Here is a 19,371-nt window from a genome sequence, read left to right as displayed (position 1 = left end):
CTCTCCCGGTTGTCTGACAAGGTGATGCATATATGAACGATGCATTCATACTTGTCACCCCTTGACGACGCCAAGTTTCGAAAAATACCTTTTCCTTCCCGGCAACCAAAAGGACGTGACCCTCGTGACGAACAGCAATAACCGGCAATCCGAATATCCCGTCGATCCGCTTTTCCTTGATCGCTGGTCTCCCCGAGCCTTCGACGGCAGCGCCATGTCTCAAGAGCATCTGCTGACCATTCTGGATGCGGCGCACTGGGCGCCCTCCGCATCCAACTATCAGCCATGGCGGTTTGTCTATGCGCATAGGGAGAGCAAAGACTGGCCGCTCTTCATCGAACTGTTGATGGAAGGAAACCAGCGCTGGGCAAGAAACGCATCGGTGCTGCTCTTCGTCGTTTCACGAAGCTACAATATTTCGCGCGAAGGTGAGAAAAGGCCCTCCGCCACCCATTCGTTCGATGCAGGCGCAGCCTGGTTTTCACTCGCCATGCAGGCGCATCTGCTCGGCTATCATGCCCATGGCATGGCCGGCATCCTGAAAGACAGGATTGTCGAAGCGCTGGATATTCCGGAGGGTTACAGGGTGGAAGCCGGGATCGCCATCGGTACGCTGACCGACAAGTCCATTTTGCCTGATGATCTGGCGGAGCGGGAAGTGCCGAGCAAGCGGCTGCCTCTTTCCGAGGTGGCTTTTGAAGGACGCTTTACGGGCAAGGCCGACTGACATCCAACCATCCGCGTATAACAAAAGGCCCGGCGGATATCGACCGCCGGGCCTTTTGTTAAAGTTTCGTTTCACGTGAATCGTTACGTGAAGTGCTTCACAAGATTAAATGTCGAGGTTGGCGACACTCAGCGCATTTTCCTGAATGAAGTCGCGACGTGGTTCCACTTCGTCACCCATCAGGCGGGCAAACAGGCCATCGGCATCGGTCGCATCGCTCACTCTTACCTGAAGCAGGGAGCGGACATTGGCGTCGAGCGTGGTTTCCCACAGCTGTTCGGCATTCATTTCGCCAAGGCCCTTATAACGCTGCATCGACAGACCCTTGCGGCCGGCGGCGAAAATCGCATCCAGAAGCGCGCGCGGACCGGCGAGTTCCATCGTGCCATCCTTGCGTTGCAGCACCGGCGGCGTGGCGTAGATATCGCGGGTGCGGGCTGCGAGCTGATCGATATGGCGGGCATCGGCCGAACCGAGAAGGCCCATATCCAGGGTCGAGACTTCCTTGACGCCGCGCACCATGCGCTCGAAGCGCAAGCCGCCATCCTGCAGCACCGTTCCGGACCAGCCGCGTTCGGTTTCTTCCGCGATCATGTCGAGACGCCGGGCCACTTCGGCAACGGTTTCCTCTGCGCGGGCGGCATCGGCCGAAAGCTCGGGGTTCAGCGCGCCGGCAATGGCGGCCTGTTCCACGATCGAGCGGCTGTAACGCGAATGCAGCCCGTCAATCAGCGAGCGCATGCGCACCGCATCCAGAATGACTTCGCGAAGATCGGCGCCGACGCGCACTTCGCCAGAACCGAGCGTCAGCGACGCCTCCTCGATACCCATGGAGATCAGGTATTCTTCCAGCGCCTTTTCATCCTTGAGGTACTGCACGGATTTGCCACGTGTGACCTTATAAAGCGGCGGCTGGGCGATATAGAGATGGCCGCGCTCGATCAGCTCCGGCATTTGGCGGAAGAAGAAGGTCAAAAGCAGGGTACGGATGTGGGCGCCGTCGACGTCAGCATCCGTCATGATGATAATCTTGTGGTAACGCAGCTTGTCGGCGTTGAACTCGTCCTTGCCGATGGAGGTGCCGAGCGCGGTGATCAGCGTGCCGATTTCCTGGCTGGACAACATCTTGTCGAAGCGGGCGCGTTCGACATTGAGGATCTTGCCACGCAGCGGCAGGATCGCCTGCGTCTCGCGCGAACGGCCCTGCTTGGCCGAACCGCCAGCGGAGTCACCCTCGACGAGGAAGAGTTCGGATTTCGCCGGATCGCGCTCGGAGCAGTCGGCAAGCTTGCCAGGCAGAGAGGCGATATCGAGCGCACCCTTGCGGCGCGTCAGCTCGCGCGCCTTGCGGGCGGCTTCGCGGGCGACCGCCGCTTCCACCACCTTGCCGACGAGGATTCTCGCGTCGGAAGGATGTTCTTCCAGCCAGGTGGAGAGCGCTTCGTTGACAAGGCTTTCCACGACCGGGCGCACCTCGGACGAAACGAGTTTGTCTTTCGTCTGCGAGGAAAACTTGGGGTCCGGTACTTTGACGGAGAGAATGGCCGTCAGACCTTCGCGGCAGTCCTCACCCTGCAGGCTCACTTTTTCCTTTTTCAGGATGCCCGAGGTTTCGGCATAGGAGGTCACCTGACGGGTCAGCGCCGCGCGGAAACCGGCCATATGGGTGCCGCCATCGCGCTGGGGAATGTTGTTGGTAAAGCAGAGCACGTTCTCATGGTAGCTATCGTTCCACCAGAGCGCGACCTCAACCGTAATGCCATCCTTCTCGCCCTTGATGGCGACAGGCTTATCCACCAGCGGCTTCTTGGCGCGGTCCAGATAACGCACGAAGGCTTCGAGACCGCCGTCATATAGCAGCTCTTCCTGCTTGATATCAGAATGGCGCTTGTCGGTGAGCAGGATGCGCACGCCGGAATTCAGGAATGCCAGTTCGCGCAGGCGATGCTCCAGCGTGCCGTAATCGTAATCCGTCATGGTGAAGGTTTGCGGGCTGGCGAGGAAGGTGACCTCCGTTCCCGAGCGGCCTTCATATTCGCCAATGACGGAAAGCGGCGCATCGGCGACACCGTGGGTGAAGCCGATTTCGTGCAGCTTGCCATTGCGGCGGATTCTGAGCTTCAGCCAGACGGAAAGCGCATTGACCACCGAGACGCCCACGCCATGCAGACCGCCGGAGACCTTGTAGGAATTCTGGTCGAATTTGCCGCCCGCATGCAGCTGGGTCATGATGACTTCGGCGGCGGAAACGCCTTCGGAAGAGTGAATATCGGTCGGAATGCCGCGCCCGTTGTCCGTCACCGTCACGGATCCATCGGCGTTCAGCGTCACCGTCACCAGGTCGGCATGGCCTGCAAGCGCCTCGTCGATGGCGTTGTCGACGACCTCGTAGACCATATGATGCAGGCCGGAACCGTCATCGGTATCGCCGATATACATGCCGGGCCGTTTGCGCACGGCATCAAGGCCCTTGAGGACCTTGATCGAATCGGCTCCATATTCCGCGTTCGCGCCGACTTCGCTTGACGATGTTTCGGTCATAAATACTCTTTCCAAAGTTTTCCTGGCCAGGTTTCCAGTGAGAGGGCCTGAAGCCAGCGAATCACTCAAATCCGACATGCGACTATAGAAATTCTATACCCAATCCCAAAGGCCACCTGCTTCAGGATGCTGCATAAAGCAGGGGATAGAGGGGTTTCAATCGCAAGAACGGCTTTTTTGCAGCACGGCTGACAGTTCCTCTACCACACTCGGCGGCAGCTTGCGAATATCCCGTGCGAGACGGTTGGCGAAAGCCGTATATTGCGGCGGCAGGCCGATGGTGTCGATCACTACTTTAGGGTCGGACGAGCCGGCCAGAAAAAACAATTCCTCCGCCTCGTCCCAGATGATGTTGAAATATCCGGCGATGCGCTGGAGCAGATCGAAACTCGGCTTGCCGCGCTTGCCATGCTCCAGCGCTGAAAGATAGGCCGGCGACACGCCGATTGCGGCGGCCATTTCCTTCTGGGTCACACCTTTGCGCTCACGCAGCTGCCGCACGGCCTCCGCAAAGGGCGTCATGATTTTTCACCCCGCCGTCGCGAAAGCCGCACATAAAGCGCGCCGTCGCCGCCGTGATTGGCAGATGCATCCTCATAAGATGAGATCAGGTAGCGATATTCCGGTTTGGAGAACCACATGGGCACCGCCCTTTTCAACGCACCGTCGCTACCGATTGAACGCCCCTTGCCGGTGATGACGAGCACGTGGCGAAGACCTCGCTCATGCGCCCGCAACAGAAAATCCAGGAGCACCGCATGGGCTTCGCTCTGGAACATGCCGTGCAGATCGATCCGTCCTTCCAGCGGCAACCGGCCACGCGTGAGCTTGCGCTTGACCGGTTTTTCCAGCGGTTGATGGATTTTCGGCTTTTTATCGGACGTCGCAGGCGATACCTCGGCCGCTTCCACAAGCATGCGCGGAAAGGCGCTTTTGCCGGCCTGCGGGAGAACCGGCTCCGCGGGCGCCTCCTCCACGTCGTCGAAAGCCAGCAGGTCTTCCAGCCTGCCGGAAATCGGCCGCGTGGTTTTTGCGACCTTTCCCCACAGAACACGTTCTTCCTTGCCGAGCTTTCGACTGCCCTTCATCGCCGATACCTCTCCGCAGCGGCCCGCGGCAGCAGTATATAAAAATCGGCCTCATTGCGCACCGGGCCGGCAAGCTCACCGGCTTCAAAACCGGACCCGGTGAAAATATCACCGCGCGCCGGGCCGACAATGGCCGAGCCCGTATCGAGCGCCAGCATCAGCCGGGCAAAAGGTTTTCCATCATCCAGATGGGTCAGCGTCGGCGCGTGGATGAAAAATGGAAGACCGAAGGTATGGATGAGCCTGTCCACCGCAAGCGCACGCCCGGCAACCAGCGGCACCTTGGCGGCGGCAATCGGCCCCATATTCAAATCGGCAACTTCCGCCTCCCGGAAAAAAATGTAGGAACGATTGTGCCACAGCACCCCGTCCACCTCATCGGGATGATCGGCGAGCCATTTGCGGATCGTCTGCATCGAGATCGTTTCAGGATCGAGTTCCCCGCGATCGAGAAGCAGACGACCGATCGGCGAAAAGGGATGCCCGGCCTTCGCCGCATAGGTGATGCGTTTTACCGCGCCATCCGGAAACACCAGACGGGCTGCGCCCTGCACATGAACAAAAAACAGGTCGACCTTCGATCTTGCCCAGGCAATCTCTAAGCCCCTGCCCTGCAAATAGCCTTCATCGATTGCCCGGCGGTCGGGAAAACAGGATATGCCGTCCTTATCCGCCTTGCCGAAAGCATAGGACACATCGAAACCGGCCGGCCGATTGCTGTCATCAACATCCACCAGTTCCGGCGGTCGGCGGTAGATCGGATAACGCCAGATGTCGTCAGGCGTGGCGGACACTTGCAGCTCGGGCTCATAAAATGCGGTCACGAAGCCGCTTTTTCCCTGAGAGGGAGAAATCCTGAACGGCACACAATTGGTTTCGAAAAACTGACGTGCCTGCTCGGGTGTATCCCCTTCTTCCCTTGCCTCGGCAGCCTCCAGCAGGGAAACCAGCTCGGCCGCACTCACCCCGAGCGTACCGGTCCTGTAGGGTTTGGCACCGCGAAGATGCGACAGGATCGTTGCCATCGCCGGAAGAAGCGTGGCGGGATCGTCTTCCCGCCATCCGGGCAGATCGCGGAAAGACACTTCATCAATCGAAAATGGCGTATTCATTGCTCGGATTCGGTGGCGATCAGCTTCCAGTTCGGATCGCGCGAGCGGATATCGCGTGAGAAGGTCCAGATGTCATCCACCTCCGCAACCGCATCGGGATCGCCATCGACCAGCTTGCCGTCCTTGTCATAGGTCGCCGAAATCAGCTGGCTGACAATCCGCAGCGTGACCTGCACTTCGGAATCGCGAACACCGGCCTGGGTAATATCGGCTTTTTCGATGCCGACGAAGGTAGACTTCACCACCTCGCCACGGCTTTCCCGCTCGGAAATCGCCGCCTCGAAACCATCGAAAACCTCCTTCGACAGAAGGTTCTTGAGCGTCTTGCGGTCGCCATCGGCAAAGCCCATGACGATCATTTCGTATGCCATCCGGGCACCGTTCAGGAATTCCTTCGGCCGGAAAGACGGGTCCTTGGTCATCACGTCGCGCAGCGATGCATTAAGCGGCGTATCGGCGGGCGCAAGCGCATCCGCTTCGGCGAAGCGGTTCTCATCTTCCGCCTCGCTGCGTTTCGGCAAGGTCACGACCTTGTTATCGTCGGCGACGGGTCCTTTTGCCACATCACGGGGGCTATAGGGGTCGAATGGCGGCTTCTCGTTGCCCGTGCGGCGGCCAAGGACACTGCGAAGCTGAAAGAAAATCAGCACCGCTGCAACGAGAAAAAACAATGTGATAAAGTCGCTGAAGCCCATCTTTTACCAAAACCGCCATTTAAATTCGAAAACCACACCATCATATAGTCTGCATCTTATCATCATTCAAATGTGCAGATTCAATCATCGGTGTTCCGGGAACCGGCAATCTGCCAGAGATGCACACGCAAGGCTAGAAGATGCGTTTTTCCTTTTTCCCCATCGTCATTCTGATGATGCCCATTCTCGAAATTGCCGGCTTCATCATCGTCGGCAAGGCAATCGGCCTGTGGCTGACTCTGGCGCTTGTTCTTTTCACGTCGTTCCTGGGTTTGCTCATCCTGCGTCTCGGCGGCATCGGCATGGTGAGAAATCTTCAGAACGCCGGACGCACCGGAACACAGCCGGCCGATGAGCTCGTTAATGGCGCCATGCGTGTTGTTGCCGGGTTGCTGCTTATCATTCCGGGTTTCATCACCGATATCATCGGTCTCCTGCTTCTTTCCCCGGCCATTCGCCGGTTTTTCTGGAAGGCCTTCGGACCACGCATCATCGTGGCGGGTTCATTCAGACAATCCGGACCCCAGTCCTCCGGTTATTCCGGGTTCCGCAATGGTCCGGGAACCCCGGGCAATTCCAAGGTGGTGGATCTGGACGAAGAGGAATTTCACCGTGAAGGCCCGAACGAGTCTCCCTGGTCGCACAAGCCGGACGATCGCGACCTGCCCAAACCCTGACCGGGCGGAATGGATGGTGACGAGCCTATCACGAAGGGTTGTAAGCCCCCGGTCGAAATGATAGACCGCCTTCCACGAATTCACGCCGCGAGGAAACGTAATGACCGCTGAAAATGGCGCACAGGGCGCAGTTAGCCCTTCTCTCAACATTCTTGCCCAGTACATCAAGGATCTCTCCTTCGAAAACCCGGGTGCGCCTCGTTCGCTTCAGGCCCGTGACAATGCGCCGTCGATCAACATCAATGTCAACGTCAATGCCAACCCTATCTCGGGCTCGGATTTCGATGTTGTCCTGACGCTGAACGCGGAAGCCAAGGATGGCGAAAAAGTCCTGTTCGCTGCCGAGCTGGTTTATGGCGGCGTGTTTCGCATTGCCGGCTTCCCGCAGGAACATATGCTGCCGGTCCTGTTCATCGAGTGCCCGCGCCTGCTTTTCCCCTTCGCCCGCCAGATCATCGCCGACGTCACCCGCAATGGCGGCTTCCCGCCGTTGATGATCGACCCGATCGATTTCGCGCAGATGTTCGCACAGCGCGTTGCCGAGGAACAGGCGAAGGCCCAGGTTCAGGCCGTACCGAACTAAGCGGAAATCACCGCTTTTTATCCCAGATAAAAAACCCGGGTTCATCGCCCGGGTTTTTCTTTATCCGCATATGCCATTTCGTCGTTGGCTGATGTCAATTCTGGTAGCGGTTCCAGATCGCCTTGTCGCCCATGCCGAGAACGAGTTTTCCATGAGCCGCGACCGTTTCTGCATCCAGTCTTGAGGGCAAGGCTGTCGGCCGTTGCAGCGGCTCAAGCGGCGTGTCTTCCTCGATGACGACAGTTTCCTGCTTGGCGGCTGATCCAAAGCCGAGCGCCGTCTGACGCCCGCCAATCATTTCAATATAGACCTCGGCAAGCAGTTCAGAGTCGAGAAGCGCGCCGTGCTTGGTGCGGTGGGAATTGTCGATACCGTAACGACGGCAAAGCGCATCCAACGAATTCGGCCCCATAGGGTGCTTGCGACGGGCAAGCGAAAGCGTATCCGTCACCAGATCGGCAGCGACGGGCTCAATACCGAGGCGGGCGAATTCCGCATTGATGAAGCCCATGTCGAATGTCGCATTATGCGCTACCCAGCGCGCGCCATCGAAAAAATCGCGAATCTGGTCCACGACCTCAGCAAATTTCGGTTTGTCTTTCAGAAACTCGTCGGTGATACCATGAACCGCAAGCGCATCGGGGTGAACCTTGCGATCTTCCGGGCTGATGTAGAGATGCAGCGTGCGGCCGGTGGGAAAGTGGTTGATCAGCTCGATACCGCCAATTTCGATGACGCGGTCAAGCTTTGATTCAAGGCCGGTGGTTTCCGTATCGAAAATGATCTCACGCATTCGTCTCTCCGCGGCGCGACTGATCGGCCAATCTTTGCAAAATCTCTCTTACCTGATCCCGTGCCGCTTCGGCACCATTTCCGGAGTCGACGATAAAATCGGCACGCCGGCGCTTCTCCGCATCGGGCATCTGCCGGGCGAGGATCATCTCGAACTTTTCTTCGGTCATGCCGGGGCGCGACAAAACCCGCTCACGCTGAATCTCCGGCGCGCAACTCACCACCACGACCTTATCGACACGGCTTTCCGCCCCGGTTTCGAACAACAGGGGAATATCGAGGAGAGCGAATTGTCGATCCTCTTTCCTTGCCGCTGCCAGAAAGGCTTCCTGCCTTTTGCGCACCAGCGGGTGCACAATCTCCTCCAGTTTGCCAAAATTAGCCGGATTCTGCCGCAAAACTTCGCCAAGTTTCTGCCTGTCCACTACACCGGAAACGGTGGTGCCCGGAAAAGCTGCTTCGAGCAGCGGAACGGCTTCCGCGCGATAAAGCCCGTGCACGACCTCATCCGAATCGAGAACCGGAACCCCTTCCCCCGCAAACAGCTTGGCGGTCGTCGTTTTTCCCATTCCAATCGAGCCGGTGAGACCGATGACAATCATCAATGTTTCTCCATGTCCGCGATGATGAGCGAACGCAGGGTTTCATCAACCTCAGGCATCTTGCCGAACCACCGGCTGAAACCGGGTTTTGCCTGATGAAGCAGCATGCCCAGTCCGTCGACCGTTGCGATGCCCTGCTCTTCCGCCATCTTCAGGATCGGGGTCTTTAAAGGCACATAGACGATATCGGTCACGACCGCCTGGGCGGCCAAGGGCGAAAAATCGAGATGCGGCGCTTCCGTTCCATCCATGCCGAGCGATGTCGTATTCACGAAAAGCCCAGCGCCCTGCATGACCTCATGAAGCGCTGCCTGGGGGTGGGAAAAGACCCGTGGCCCAAAACGGTCGGCCAGTTCGCGCGCACGTTCGACGGTACGATTGAGGACGTGGATCTCGGCAATACCGCGATCGCGCAGGGACTGAATGACCGACCGGCTTGCGCCACCGGCACCCAGAACCACTGCCCGCTCAGTCTTGTCCCAGCCCGGATGTCGCTCATCGAGATTGGAGACAAAACCATAACCATCCGTATTGGTAGCGTGAAGCTCGCCCCCCTCCACCCACACAGTGTTGGCGGCGCCGAGTTCTTCCGCCAGGGCATCGGGCCTGTCCGCCAGCCGATAAGCGGCTTCCTTATGGGGGATGGTGACATTGCCGCCGACCGGCGTGCCCGGCTTACCCTGCTTCAGCACTGCGATGAAATTCGTGAAATCATCCGGAGAGACTTCAACAGCTTTATAGGAACCGGCTATGCCGAATTTCTTCAACCAGTAAGAATGGATGATGGGTGATCGCGAATGCTTGATCGGGTAACCTACAACGAAGGCGTTTATGGTTAATGTTTCACGTGAATCAGCCATCGATGACATCCATGTCGCGCAGTTTCGATAAAAGCGGCAGAAGCGGCAGGCCAAGAATGGTGAAATAATCGCCCTCGATCGAGGTGAATAGCTGGATTCCCTCTCCCTCAAGCTGGTAGGCGCCGACACTGCTCAAGGCCTTTTCCCCCACCCGGTGCAGGTGACGGGAAACGAATTCTGCGCTCAAAGTGCGAACGGCCAGCTCGGCGCTGGAAACGATCTGCCACAGTACCTCACCATGTTGAACGAGAACGGCAGCGCTGTTCAGGCGATGAACCTTGCCGGACAATGACAGCAGATGCGCCTCGGCCTCCACCATGGTTTTCGGCTTGTGGTAGACGCGGGCGCCAAGCGCCATCGTCTGGTCGCAGCCGAGGACCAGTGCTTCCGGATAAAGCGCGCTGACGGCAAGAGCCTTGGCCTTGGCTAATTCCAGCGCAACCTCTTCCGGGCTGGCGCCATCTCGCTCCAGCCGCTCATCGAGTGCGCGCTCGTCAATATCCGCCGGGATCGCTGAAAATGTCAGCCCTGCGTTGCGCATCAGCATCTGGCGGGATGCGCTGGACGAGGCAAGGATCAGCTCTTGTTTCATCGACTGTCTGCTCTCCGAATGGTGCGATCCGGATTATCGCGTCCTCGGACGAAGGGCAAGGATAGCGGCGGCCGTTTCCTCGATGGAGCGACGGGTGACATCGATCAGCGGCCAATTATTGCGGGCGCAGAGCGCGCGTGCATATTTCAACTCTTCCATGATGGTGGCGCGATCCGTGTACCGGCCGCTGTCAAATCCGCCCGTTGCGCCCAGCTCGCGGTTTTCGCGTACCTGGGATATGCGATCCGATGTCGCGACAAGACCGACGATCAGCGGCCGGGTGGCGGCATAGAGACTATCGGGCAAAGGCACATTGGGAACGACCGGTATGTTTGCGGTCTTTACGCCTCTATTCGCGAGATAGATGCTGGTCGGCGTTTTCGATGTGCGACTGATGCCGACAATGACGATGTCCGCCTCGTCGTAGTTCTCCGGCATCTGCCCGTCATCGTGGTCCATGGCGAAATTAAGCGCCTCGATGCGGGCGAAATAATCCGCATTCAAGGCGTGCTGCGCCCCTACCCGCCGTCTGGATGGCGCGCCGAGATAAGTCTGGAAAATGCCGATGATCGGTTCAAGCACATTAACGCAGGGCACCCCGATCGCATGGCAGCGCAGATCGAGGAACTCGGCCAGCTGCTGGTCGACAATCGTATAAAGGACGATGCCCGGTTCCTTATCGATGAGATCCACCACCTGCGCGAGCTGCTTCTGGTTGCGGATCATCGGATAGACATGTTCCACCGGCATGGAAGCGTGGAACTGGGCGGAGACGGCACGACCCGCCGACATCAGAGTCTCTCCCGTTGAGTCCGAAATCAGGTGCAGATGGAAGAAGCTTTTTTTGTTCTCCACGCTGTTTTTCTCCCGCTGTTGATAAACCGGGACAAATCTCCGAATTGTCCTGCGGGCCGAACCGCGATGTGAATAAGGTGGTCTTTTTCCACAATCCGCAAGTGGCTTCAATCGTCTCCGACGTGCCTGTGAATTGTTGGAAGAATGTGAAACTGTTCGAAATTTTCCCCAGATTATCCACAGCTGTCCTGTTTTTCTGTATCACCGTAAATACATGAAGTTATTTATAAAACTTCTATTTTCCAGATTATTCCAAAACAGGCGGGCCAATGAAATCCGCAGGCGCACTTAAAACTTTGCGGCTGCGGCATTTCGACTGGAATGATTTTAATCCTTGCTACCCACAGACTCTAAGAAATAGAAAATCTTTTAAATCTCTTTGATTTTATTTTTTAGAAGCTGGGTGCCATGAGCGAACGCAAGGTTATGACGGTGTTGAACGGGCAGACGGTCACACCGCCGCCTATATGGCTGATGCGCCAGGCCGGGCGCTATCTTCCCGAGTATAGGGAAACGCGAAAGAGTGCCGGAAGTTTCCTCGATCTCTGTTATAACCCCGAGCTGGCGACGGAAGTAACACTCCAACCCATTCGCCGGTTCGGGCTGGACGCCGCTATTCTGTTTTCCGATATTCTGGTGATACCTGACGCGCTTCACCGCAATGTGTCGTTCAGCGAGGGAAAGGGTCCGGCCATGGACCCGATTGATGTAAGCGGTATCGAAAAGCTTGATGCGTCGAGCGTCATGGCGCATCTCTCGCCTGTTTTCGAAACGGTTCGGCGTCTACGCACCTCATTACCGGATGAGACGACGCTTCTTGGTTTTTGCGGCGCGCCCTGGACTGTTGCGACCTATATGATCGCCGGTCACGGAACGCCGGATCAGGCGCCGGCGCGGCTGTTCGGTTATAGGGAGCCGGCGGCCATGGAAAAGCTGCTCGCCTTTCTCGCCGAGGTTTCCGCCGATTATCTGGTGGCGCAGATCGATGCCGGGGCCGATGCCGTGCAAATCTTCGACTCCTGGGCCGGCGTGCTGGGCGAAAAGGAATTCGAGGATTATGCAGTAAAGCCGGTGGCGCGCATTATTGCATCGGTGCGGGCCCGCCGGCCCGACGCGAAGATTATCGCTTTCGCCAAGGGGGCCGGTTATCTTCTGAAGGATTATCGCCGCAAGACCGGGGCCGATGCCATTGGCCTGGACTGGTCGGTGCCTTTGAGCTTCGCTGCGGATTTGCAGAAGGAAGGCCCGGTGCAGGGTAATCTGGATCCCATGCTGATGGTGGCGGGCGGCAAGGCCTTGCAGGATGGTATCGACGCGGTGCTGCAGGCTCTGGGACAGGGCCCGCTGATCTTCAATCTCGGTCATGGCATCACGCCCCAGGCTGATCCGGAGAATGTCACCCGGCTGGTTCAGCGGGTGCGTGGTGAGGGGGGCGGGGCATGAGCGACGAGAAACAGACTTCCGCCCGTTCTGGGAACAGGGCCGCTTTGCGCGCCGGTATCGCCCTGGGGGTTTTTGCGGCTTTCATCGCTTTGCTGTTCTATGCCGATCCGACCGATCTGTATCTCTGGATCAAGGCGCTGCATATCATTGCCGTGATTTCCTGGATGGCGGCGATTTTTTACCTGCCGCGGCTTTTCATCTATCACACCGACGCTCCTGCCGGTTCGCAGCAATCCGAAACCTTCAAGGTGATGGAGCAACGGCTGATCAAGGTGATCATGAACCCGGCAATGATGATATCCTGGATACTGGGACTTTATCTCGCCTGGTCCGTTTATGGTTTTTCCGGCGGCTGGTTGCATGCAAAGATCGGGCTCGTGGTGCTTTTGACCATCACCCATGTTTATTTCAGTCGCAGTGCGAAACGTTTTGCGCGGGATGAAAATACGCGACCTGCCCGTCACTGGCGGTTGATGAATGAAGTTCCGACGCTGCTGATGATCCTGATTGTCATACTTGTGGTTGTGAAACCCTTCGGTTAAGTCGGTACGACGATAAATTTCGCGGAATTCGTGCTTTCCTCTTGCAGCGGCCGTGTTCAATCGCTATTTTCGGGCCACTCATCTTCGTGGCATGTGAATTATTCAGTCATCTGCGGTATCTCCCACAGCATCTGATTCGCGAACACGCCCTCCCCCGACATTACATTATCAAACGGTCTTCTCTTCATGGCTGAAATGAAGCTTCAGGAACTTAAGAGCAAATCGCCTACCGACTTGCTGACTTTTGCCGAATCCCTGGAAGTTGAAAATGCGAGCACCATGCGCAAGCAGGAGCTCATGTTCGCAATCCTCAAGGTTCTCGCGAGCCAGGACATCGAAATCATCGGCGAAGGCGTCGTTGAGGTCCTGCAGGACGGGTTCGGGTTCCTGCGTTCTGCAAATGCAAACTATCTGCCCGGTCCGGACGACATCTATATTTCGCCCTCGCAGATCCGCCGGTTCTCGTTGAAGACCGGTGATACCGTTGAAGGTCCGATCAGAGGCCCCAAGGAAGGTGAGCGTTATTTCGCTCTTCTCAAGGTCAACACGATCAATTTTGACGACCCCGAAAAGATCCGCCACAAGGTTCACTTCGACAATCTGACGCCGCTCTACCCGAATGAGCGCTTCAAGATGGAACTGGATGTTCCGACCTCGAAGGACCTGTCGTCGCGTGTCATCGATCTCGTCGCGCCGCTCGGCAAGGGCCAGCGTGGACTGATCGTGGCGCCGCCGCGCACCGGTAAGACCGTTCTGCTGCAGAACATCGCCCATTCCATCACGGCAAACCATCCGGAATGTTACCTGATCGTTCTCCTGATCGATGAGCGCCCGGAAGAAGTCACCGACATGCAGCGTTCGGTGAAGGGCGAGGTTGTCTCCTCCACCTTCGACGAACCGGCTGTCCGTCACGTCCAGGTCGCCGAAATGGTGATCGAAAAAGCAAAGCGCCTGGTTGAACACGGTCGCGACGTCGTTATCCTGCTGGATTCGATCACCCGCCTTGGCCGCGCCTATAACACGGTTGTTCCTTCCTCCGGCAAGGTTCTGACCGGTGGTGTGGATGCCAATGCCCTGCAGCGCCCGAAGCGTTTCTTCGGTGCGGCTCGTAACATCGAAGAGGGCGGTTCGCTCACCATTATCGCCACCGCGCTGATCGATACCGGCAGCCGTATGGATGAAGTCATCTTCGAAGAATTCAAGGGTACCGGTAACTCGGAAATCGTGCTCGACCGCAAGGTCGCAGACAAGCGCATCTTCCCGGCGCTGGATATTCTGAAATCCGGCACGCGTAAGGAAGACCTGCTGGTGCCTCGTCAGGATCTGCAGAAGATTTTCGTTCTTCGCCGTATTCTTGCACCGATGGGAACGATGGACGCCATCGAATTCCTGATCGACAAGCTGAAGCAGACCAAGAACAATTCGGACTTCTTCGAATCGATGAATACCTGATCCGTACTTTAGCCGGATTCATCATAAGAGCTTTAAAGCCGTATCCGTTCGTTCGGGTGCGGCTTGACTGTTTCAGACCGAGGTGAATGATGCCAGCTTCCGCCGATACGATTTATGCGCTTTCCAGCGGCGCCCTGCCGGCGGGTGTTGCTGTTCTCCGGATCAGCGGATCGAGGGCTTTTGACGCGTTGAAGCTGCTGACAGGCCGGGATTCCCCTTCACCGAGAAGGGCGAACCTTCGTTCGATTCGGAATCGAAACGGTGACATTATCGACCAGGCACTGGTGATTGTTTTTCCTGCGCCCCGTTCCTTTACGGGTGAAAACTGCGTTGAGATTCACAGTCATGGCAGCCGCGCGGTGATGGCTTCGATTTTCGTCGAACTTGAAAGCCTAGAAGGACTTCGGCCTGCGGATGCCGGAGAATTTTCCCGCAGGGCCTTCGACAACGGAAAGATGGACCTGCTTGAGGTCGAAGGACTGGCGGATCTGTTGCAGGCGGAAACGGAAATGCAGCGGCGACTGGCGGTGGAGCAAAGCACCGGTAGACTGTCGGCGCTCTACGATGGCTGGGCCAGCCGTTTGACCCGCGCCCGCGCCCTTATCGAGGCGGAACTGGATTTCGCCGACGAGGAGGATGTCCCGGAATCCGTGGCTGCCCAGGTCTGGGATGCGGTGGCCGCGCTGAAGGACGAAATCAGCGGCCATCTCCAGAGTGGTGGAAGCAGCGAAATCATCCGCGACGGCTTCAAGGTCGCGCTGGTGGGCGAACCAAACGCGGGTAAATCGACACTTCTTAATGCCCTGAGCGGCCGCGATATTGCGATCGTTACCGATATTGCCGGGACAACGAGAGACGTTCTGAGTGTGGATATCAATCTTGACGGGTATCTGGTTCGGATTTTCGACACCGCGGGAATTCGCGACACGCAGGACGTCGTGGAGCAGGAGGGCGTGCGCCGGGCGGTCCTGACGGCGGAAAGCGCCGATCTTATCCTATTGCTCCAGGATAAAGATTCGACTCCGAAACAATCAACGGTCCTATTGGAGAATAGGAACCATTTGCGCATTAGAACCAAAACCGCGCTATCATCCCCGGGTTCGGCTGAGGGATTTGATTTGTTCATTTCGGCCAAGGAAGGTTCCGGCCTCGGCGAATTGCGGTCGGTGATCAAGCAGGAAATAGAAATGAGAGTTGGCGCCGGACAGACTTTGGTTCCTGCTCGCGCCCGGCATAAAAAACGACTTGAAGAGACGCTGAACTATGTTAGTGATGCGCTCGATTCCGAGACTCTGGACCTTGCTATCAGGTCCGAATATTTAAGGCTCGCCGCGACATCGCTCGGACGAATCACCGGCCGCGTTGATGTGGAAGATTTGCTGGGTGTGATCTTCTCGGAATTCTGCATAGGAAAATGATTCACGTGAAACATCGGCGGCCGATACGGTAATGTCGATGTTGAGAGAACAGGGCGCAGGAATATGCACCAGTCATTCGATGTCATTATTATTGGTGGAGGCCATGCGGGCAGCGAAGCTGCGGCCGCCGCCGCGAGACATGGTGCAAAGACCGCGCTCATTACTCATAAGCGTGAGACGATTGGGGTCATGTCCTGTAACCCTGCCATCGGCGGTCTGGGTAAAGGTCATCTCGTTCGGGAAATCGATGCACTTGACGGGCTGATGGGCCGGGTTGCCGATGCGGCGGGTATCCAGTTCCGTATGCTCAATCGTAAAAAAGGTCCCGCCGTTCGCGGACCGCGCACGCAGGCCGATCGGCGGCTTTATCGCGAAGCCATGCAGCGGGAGATCGATGCGATCGGGAACCTGACCATTATTGAGGGTGACGCCTTCGATATTGAAATGGCCGATGGTCGCGTCGCGGCCGTTATCATGAAAGATGGTAGCCGGATTCCTTGCGGTGCAATCGTCCTGACCAGCGGCACTTTTCTGCGTGGCCTTATTCATATCGGTTCCGAAAAGATTCCGGCTGGACGGGTTGGGGAAATGCCGTCTCTCGGCCTTTCGGAAACGCTCTCGCGCCTTGGTCTCGCGATGGGACGGTTGAAAACCGGCACCCCTGCCCGATTGGATGGACGAACGATTGACTGGAATGCCGTGGATCGGCAGGCTGCCGACGAGGACCCGGTGCCGTTTTCATTCATGACGGACCGAATTCTCAATCCGCAAATCGAATGTGGTGTCACCCGCACCACGTCTGCCGGTCATAAGGTAATTCAGGATAATATCCACCTGTCTGCGATGTATTCGGGGCAGATCGAAGGTGTTGGCCCACGCTATTGCCCGTCAATCGAGGACAAGATCACCCGTTTCGGTGAACGCGATGGCCACCAGATATTTCTGGAGCCGGAGGGCCTGGACGACCACACGATCTATCCTAACGGCATTTCAACCTCCCTGCCCGCTGCCGTTCAGGAACAATTTATCCGAACGATACCTGGTCTCGAACAGGTCACCATTCTTCAGCCGGGCTATGCGATCGAATATGACTACGTTGATCCTCGAGAACTGAAACCGTCTCTTGAATGCCGGAAAATTCCGGGGCTCTTTCTTGCTGGTCAGATCAATGGCACAACGGGTTATGAAGAAGCCGGTGCTCAGGGCCTGGTTGCCGGGCTGAATGCTTCACTTTATGCGGGCAACGCTGATCCGCTTTATTTCAGCCGAACTGAATCCTATATCGGCGTGATGATTGACGACCTGACATCGAAAGGCGTCAGCGAACCCTACCGTATGTTCACATCCAGAGCGGAGTATCGTCTTTCGCTGCGTGTGGATAATGCGGATCTGCGGCTTACACCTGTTGCACTGAAGGCTGGCATCGTAGGCAAGGATCGTTGGGAGCGCTTTGCCGATTTCATCTCCGATCTGGATAGCGGTCGCGCCTTGATGAAAAACCTCTCCATCAGCCCTTCCCAGGCGGCAAAGCAGGGGTTGAAACTCAATCAGGACGGTCAGCGCCGTTCCGTTTATGAGCTGCTCGCCTATCCTGATATGACATTGCAGGCACTGGCGGAACATTGGCCGGAACTGCACAAGCTCGACAGCAAGGTTGCAGAGGTGTTGCAGATCGAAGCGAGTTACGCCGTCTATATGCAACGGCAGAGCGCCGACATTGTCGATATCAAACGGGATGAAGACAGGAAAATTCCTGGCGACTTCGATTTTCAAAGCCTGTCTGGTCTTTCCAACGAGCTTAAACAAAAGCTGGAAAAAGCGCGCCCCGAGAATATTGCCCAAGCTGCCCGTGTTGACGGCATGACACCGGCTGCGATATCGCTGCTGCTCGCACTGCTGCGGAAAGAGTCCGCAACGCGAAGTGAAAAATTGCGCATGCACCAATAGCGAGTCGGATTATAAAGATAAACGGCCAGAGTGTTTCACGTGAAACACAGGAGAGGCTCGAACATTTTGTCGAGCTTTTTAAGAAGTGGAATAAAACCACCAATCTGGTAGCGCCTTCCACTCTAACCGAGCTTTGGAGTCGGCACGTTGCGTATAGCGCGCAAATCTTTCAACTCTCCCCTCACCCGAAGAAATGGATCGATCTCGGCAGTGGCGGCGGCTTTCCGGGCGTCATTACGGCGATTTTTCTCGCGGAGCTCGGTGATGGTTGGGTGGATCTCGTCGAAAGCAACAATAAAAAGGCAGCATTTCTGCGAATTGCGCTGAAAGAGACTGGCGCAAGGGGTGCGGTGCATCCCGTCAGAATTGAGAGGGCACCCGAGGTTCTCATAAATTGCGATGCTGTTTCCGCACGGGCCCTTGCCGAGCTGGATCTGCTTTTTGATTATATTCATCCCTGGGCGCAGATTAACCCAAACCTCAAGGCCTATTTCAATAAAGGCCGGGATTATGATTCTGAAGTACAGAAAGCACATGGTCGCTGGGAGTTTGATCTGGTAAAACATCAGAGTGCCATTGAGGCAGATTCTGTTGTTCTTGAAATCAGCAACCTCTCATTGAGGCGCTGATAAGCTGGCCAGGTGCGGCATGACTTTTGAAAAAAATCGAATTATCGCAGTTGCAAACCAGAAAGGCGGCGTTGGTAAAACGACGACGGCTATCAATCTGGCTACTGCGCTGGCGGCCATTGGTGAGCGCGTGCTGATCGTCGACCTGGACCCGCAGGGCAATGCGAGCACCGGACTTGGAATTGACCGCAAGGAACGCAAGCTTTCATCCTATGATCTTCTGGTCGGAGACCATGGTGTGGCGGAAGTTGCCGTTCCCACGGCGGTTCCCAATCTCGATATCGTGCCTTCCACGATGGACCTGCTTGGTTTCGAGATGCAGGTTGCAAATGTTTCCAACCGCGTTTTCCTGTTGCGAGCGGCGATGGAAACAGAGCAAGCCAGAGACTATTCCTATATTCTCGTTGATTGCCCGCCCTCCTTTAATCTCCTGACCATGAACGCCATGACGGCAGCGCATTCCGTGCTGGTGCCGCTGCAATGCGAGTTTTTTGCGCTGGAGGGCCTCAGCCAGTTGCTTGATACGGTCAGTCAGATACGGGGTTCGGTCAATCCGCAACTGGATATACAGGGTATCGTTCTGACGATGTTCGATGCGCGCAACAATCTAGCGCAGCAGGTCGTTACGGATGTGCGAACGCATCTCGGAGAAAAGGTTTACCACACGCTCATTCCGCGCAATGTACGTGTTTCCGAAGCGCCGTCCTATGGTAAGCCGGCAATTCTCTATGATCTGAAGTGCGCCGGCAGCCAGGCTTATCTGCAACTGGCATCCGAAGTGATCCAGAGAGAGCGCCTGCGGAAAGCCGCCTGACG

20 protein-coding genes are annotated in these 19,371 nt (G+C 56.8%); 10 read left to right on the top strand and 10 right to left on the bottom strand.

All coding sequences use genetic code 11. The features are described from left to right. Nucleotides 1–124: 124 nt before the first annotated feature. A complete protein-coding gene (locus tag N5D22_RS15405) occupies nucleotides 125–727 on the top strand; it encodes a nitroreductase family protein (protein ID WP_279656457.1) in 603 nt (200 codons plus the stop codon). Nucleotides 728–832: 105 nt separating this feature from the next. Here the strand turns inward: N5D22_RS15405 and gyrB are convergent, their stop codons facing one another. From gyrB to N5D22_RS15380, 5 genes are all read right to left on the bottom strand, one after another. Next, nucleotides 833–3,268 (bottom strand): DNA topoisomerase (ATP-hydrolyzing) subunit B, encoded by a 2,436-nt coding sequence (gene gyrB / locus N5D22_RS15400; RefSeq protein WP_279656458.1) that lies wholly within the window; start codon nucleotides 3,266–3,268, stop codon nucleotides 833–835. Nucleotides 3,269–3,424: 156 nt separating this feature from the next. Then, complete coding sequence (locus tag N5D22_RS15395) at nucleotides 3,425–3,790, bottom strand: helix-turn-helix domain-containing protein (RefSeq protein ID WP_003521160.1); 366 nt, start codon at nucleotides 3,788–3,790, stop codon at nucleotides 3,425–3,427. Then, nucleotides 3,787–4,356: a Smr/MutS family protein gene (locus tag N5D22_RS15390; protein ID WP_279656459.1), complete on the bottom strand. Its 570-nt coding sequence runs from the start codon at nucleotides 4,354–4,356 to the stop codon at nucleotides 3,787–3,789. Before N5D22_RS15390 ends, N5D22_RS15395 begins: the two co-directional genes overlap by 4 nt. After that, nucleotides 4,353–5,468, bottom strand: coding sequence for a murein transglycosylase A (locus tag N5D22_RS15385; protein WP_279656460.1), 1,116 nt, complete (start codon nucleotides 5,466–5,468; stop codon nucleotides 4,353–4,355). The genes N5D22_RS15390 and N5D22_RS15385 overlap by 4 nt, the downstream gene beginning before the upstream one ends. Then, complete coding sequence (locus N5D22_RS15380) at nucleotides 5,465–6,163, bottom strand: Tim44/TimA family putative adaptor protein (RefSeq protein WP_279656461.1); 699 nt, start codon at nucleotides 6,161–6,163, stop codon at nucleotides 5,465–5,467. The genes N5D22_RS15385 and N5D22_RS15380 overlap by 4 nt, the downstream gene beginning before the upstream one ends. Before the next feature lie 140 nt (nucleotides 6,164–6,303). On the opposite strand from N5D22_RS15380, the gene N5D22_RS15375 reads away from it, so the two are divergent. Together N5D22_RS15375 and secB are read left to right on the top strand one after the other, a co-directional pair. After that, entirely contained in the window at nucleotides 6,304–6,840 is a 537-nt protein-coding gene (locus N5D22_RS15375; RefSeq protein ID WP_279656462.1) for an FxsA family protein, read from the top strand. Nucleotides 6,841–6,940: 100 nt separating this feature from the next. After that, nucleotides 6,941–7,423, top strand: coding sequence for a protein-export chaperone SecB (gene secB / locus N5D22_RS15370; protein ID WP_279656463.1), 483 nt, complete (start codon nucleotides 6,941–6,943; stop codon nucleotides 7,421–7,423). 94 nt (nucleotides 7,424–7,517) lie between these two features. Here the strand turns inward: secB and dnaQ are convergent, their stop codons facing one another. The 5 genes from dnaQ to N5D22_RS15345 are packed head-to-tail and all read right to left on the bottom strand — an operon-like array spanning nucleotide 7,518 to nucleotide 11,124. After that, entirely contained in the window at nucleotides 7,518–8,216 is a 699-nt protein-coding gene (gene dnaQ, locus N5D22_RS15365; RefSeq protein WP_279656464.1) for a DNA polymerase III subunit epsilon, read from the bottom strand. Beyond that, entirely contained in the window at nucleotides 8,209–8,817 is a 609-nt protein-coding gene (gene coaE / locus N5D22_RS15360; protein ID WP_279656465.1) for a dephospho-CoA kinase, read from the bottom strand. The genes dnaQ and coaE overlap by 8 nt, the downstream gene beginning before the upstream one ends. Further along, nucleotides 8,817–9,677, bottom strand: a complete 861-nt coding sequence (locus N5D22_RS15355; RefSeq protein WP_279656466.1) for a shikimate dehydrogenase — start codon at nucleotides 9,675–9,677, stop codon at nucleotides 8,817–8,819. The genes coaE and N5D22_RS15355 overlap by 1 nt, the downstream gene beginning before the upstream one ends. Continuing rightward, nucleotides 9,670–10,269: a Maf-like protein gene (locus N5D22_RS15350; protein WP_279656467.1), complete on the bottom strand. Its 600-nt coding sequence runs from the start codon at nucleotides 10,267–10,269 to the stop codon at nucleotides 9,670–9,672. Before N5D22_RS15350 ends, N5D22_RS15355 begins: the two co-directional genes overlap by 8 nt. Before the next feature lie 33 nt (nucleotides 10,270–10,302). Beyond that, entirely contained in the window at nucleotides 10,303–11,124 is an 822-nt protein-coding gene (locus N5D22_RS15345; RefSeq protein WP_279656468.1) for a kinase/pyrophosphorylase, read from the bottom strand. 408 nt (nucleotides 11,125–11,532) lie between these two features. Between N5D22_RS15345 and hemE the strand changes: the two genes are divergently transcribed. From hemE to N5D22_RS15310, 7 genes are all read left to right on the top strand, one after another. Then, nucleotides 11,533–12,567, top strand: a complete 1,035-nt coding sequence (gene hemE, locus N5D22_RS15340) for a uroporphyrinogen decarboxylase (RefSeq protein ID WP_279656469.1) — start codon at nucleotides 11,533–11,535, stop codon at nucleotides 12,565–12,567. Then, complete coding sequence (hemJ, locus tag N5D22_RS15335; protein ID WP_279656470.1) at nucleotides 12,564–13,109, top strand: protoporphyrinogen oxidase HemJ; 546 nt, start codon at nucleotides 12,564–12,566, stop codon at nucleotides 13,107–13,109. Before hemE ends, hemJ begins: the two co-directional genes overlap by 4 nt. Before the next feature lie 186 nt (nucleotides 13,110–13,295). Further along, complete coding sequence (gene rho / locus N5D22_RS15330) at nucleotides 13,296–14,561, top strand: transcription termination factor Rho (RefSeq protein WP_004444236.1); 1,266 nt, start codon at nucleotides 13,296–13,298, stop codon at nucleotides 14,559–14,561. 86 nt (nucleotides 14,562–14,647) lie between these two features. Next, entirely contained in the window at nucleotides 14,648–15,979 is a 1,332-nt protein-coding gene (gene mnmE / locus N5D22_RS15325) for a tRNA uridine-5-carboxymethylaminomethyl(34) synthesis GTPase MnmE (protein ID WP_279656471.1), read from the top strand. A 63-nt stretch (nucleotides 15,980–16,042) separates the two neighbouring features. After that, nucleotides 16,043–17,926 (top strand): tRNA uridine-5-carboxymethylaminomethyl(34) synthesis enzyme MnmG, encoded by a 1,884-nt coding sequence (mnmG, locus tag N5D22_RS15320; RefSeq protein ID WP_279656472.1) that lies wholly within the window; start codon nucleotides 16,043–16,045, stop codon nucleotides 17,924–17,926. A gap of 11 nt (nucleotides 17,927–17,937) precedes the next feature. Next, nucleotides 17,938–18,555 (top strand): 16S rRNA (guanine(527)-N(7))-methyltransferase RsmG, encoded by a 618-nt coding sequence (gene rsmG / locus N5D22_RS15315; RefSeq protein ID WP_279656750.1) that lies wholly within the window; start codon nucleotides 17,938–17,940, stop codon nucleotides 18,553–18,555. Between the two features lie 19 nt (nucleotides 18,556–18,574). Further along, a complete protein-coding gene (locus N5D22_RS15310) occupies nucleotides 18,575–19,369 on the top strand; it encodes a ParA family protein (RefSeq protein WP_279656473.1) in 795 nt (264 codons plus the stop codon). Nucleotides 19,370–19,371: the final 2 nt, after the last annotated feature.

Origin of the sequence: Agrobacterium sp. GD03872 (assembly GCF_029840625.1) — a bacterium.
Taxonomy (GTDB): Bacteria; Pseudomonadota; Alphaproteobacteria; order Rhizobiales; family Rhizobiaceae; genus Agrobacterium; species Agrobacterium fabrum_A.
This window is presented reverse-complemented; position numbering and strand designations above follow the sequence as displayed.

Bases quoted from the DNA above. Each gene is read 5' to 3' on its own strand.
- secB (WP_279656463.1), top strand. From the start codon at position 6,941: ATGACCGCTGAAAATGGCGCACAGGGCGCAGTTAGCCCTTCTCTCAAC.
- mnmG (WP_279656472.1), top strand. From the start codon at position 16,043: ATGCACCAGTCATTCGATGTCATTATTATTGGTGGAGGCCATGCGGGC.
- N5D22_RS15380 (WP_279656461.1), bottom strand. From the start codon at position 6,163: ATGGGCTTCAGCGACTTTATCACATTGTTTTTTCTCGTTGCAGCGGTG.
- N5D22_RS15390 (WP_279656459.1), bottom strand. From the start codon at position 4,356: ATGAAGGGCAGTCGAAAGCTCGGCAAGGAAGAACGTGTTCTGTGGGGA.
- hemJ (WP_279656470.1), top strand. From the start codon at position 12,564: ATGAGCGACGAGAAACAGACTTCCGCCCGTTCTGGGAACAGGGCCGCT.
- N5D22_RS15395 (WP_003521160.1), bottom strand. From the start codon at position 3,790: ATGACGCCCTTTGCGGAGGCCGTGCGGCAGCTGCGTGAGCGCAAAGGT.
- N5D22_RS15375 (WP_279656462.1), top strand. From the start codon at position 6,304: ATGCGTTTTTCCTTTTTCCCCATCGTCATTCTGATGATGCCCATTCTC.
- coaE (WP_279656465.1), bottom strand. From the start codon at position 8,817: ATGATTGTCATCGGTCTCACCGGCTCGATTGGAATGGGAAAAACGACG.
- rho (WP_004444236.1), top strand. From the start codon at position 13,296: ATGGCTGAAATGAAGCTTCAGGAACTTAAGAGCAAATCGCCTACCGAC.
- dnaQ (WP_279656464.1), bottom strand. From the start codon at position 8,216: ATGCGTGAGATCATTTTCGATACGGAAACCACCGGCCTTGAATCAAAG.
- N5D22_RS15355 (WP_279656466.1), bottom strand. From the start codon at position 9,677: ATGGCTGATTCACGTGAAACATTAACCATAAACGCCTTCGTTGTAGGT.
- mnmE (WP_279656471.1), top strand. From the start codon at position 14,648: ATGATGCCAGCTTCCGCCGATACGATTTATGCGCTTTCCAGCGGCGCC.
- N5D22_RS15310 (WP_279656473.1), top strand. From the start codon at position 18,575: ATGACTTTTGAAAAAAATCGAATTATCGCAGTTGCAAACCAGAAAGGC.
- N5D22_RS15350 (WP_279656467.1), bottom strand. From the start codon at position 10,269: ATGAAACAAGAGCTGATCCTTGCCTCGTCCAGCGCATCCCGCCAGATG.
- N5D22_RS15385 (WP_279656460.1), bottom strand. From the start codon at position 5,468: ATGAATACGCCATTTTCGATTGATGAAGTGTCTTTCCGCGATCTGCCC.
- hemE (WP_279656469.1), top strand. From the start codon at position 11,533: ATGAGCGAACGCAAGGTTATGACGGTGTTGAACGGGCAGACGGTCACA.
- gyrB (WP_279656458.1), bottom strand. From the start codon at position 3,268: ATGACCGAAACATCGTCAAGCGAAGTCGGCGCGAACGCGGAATATGGA.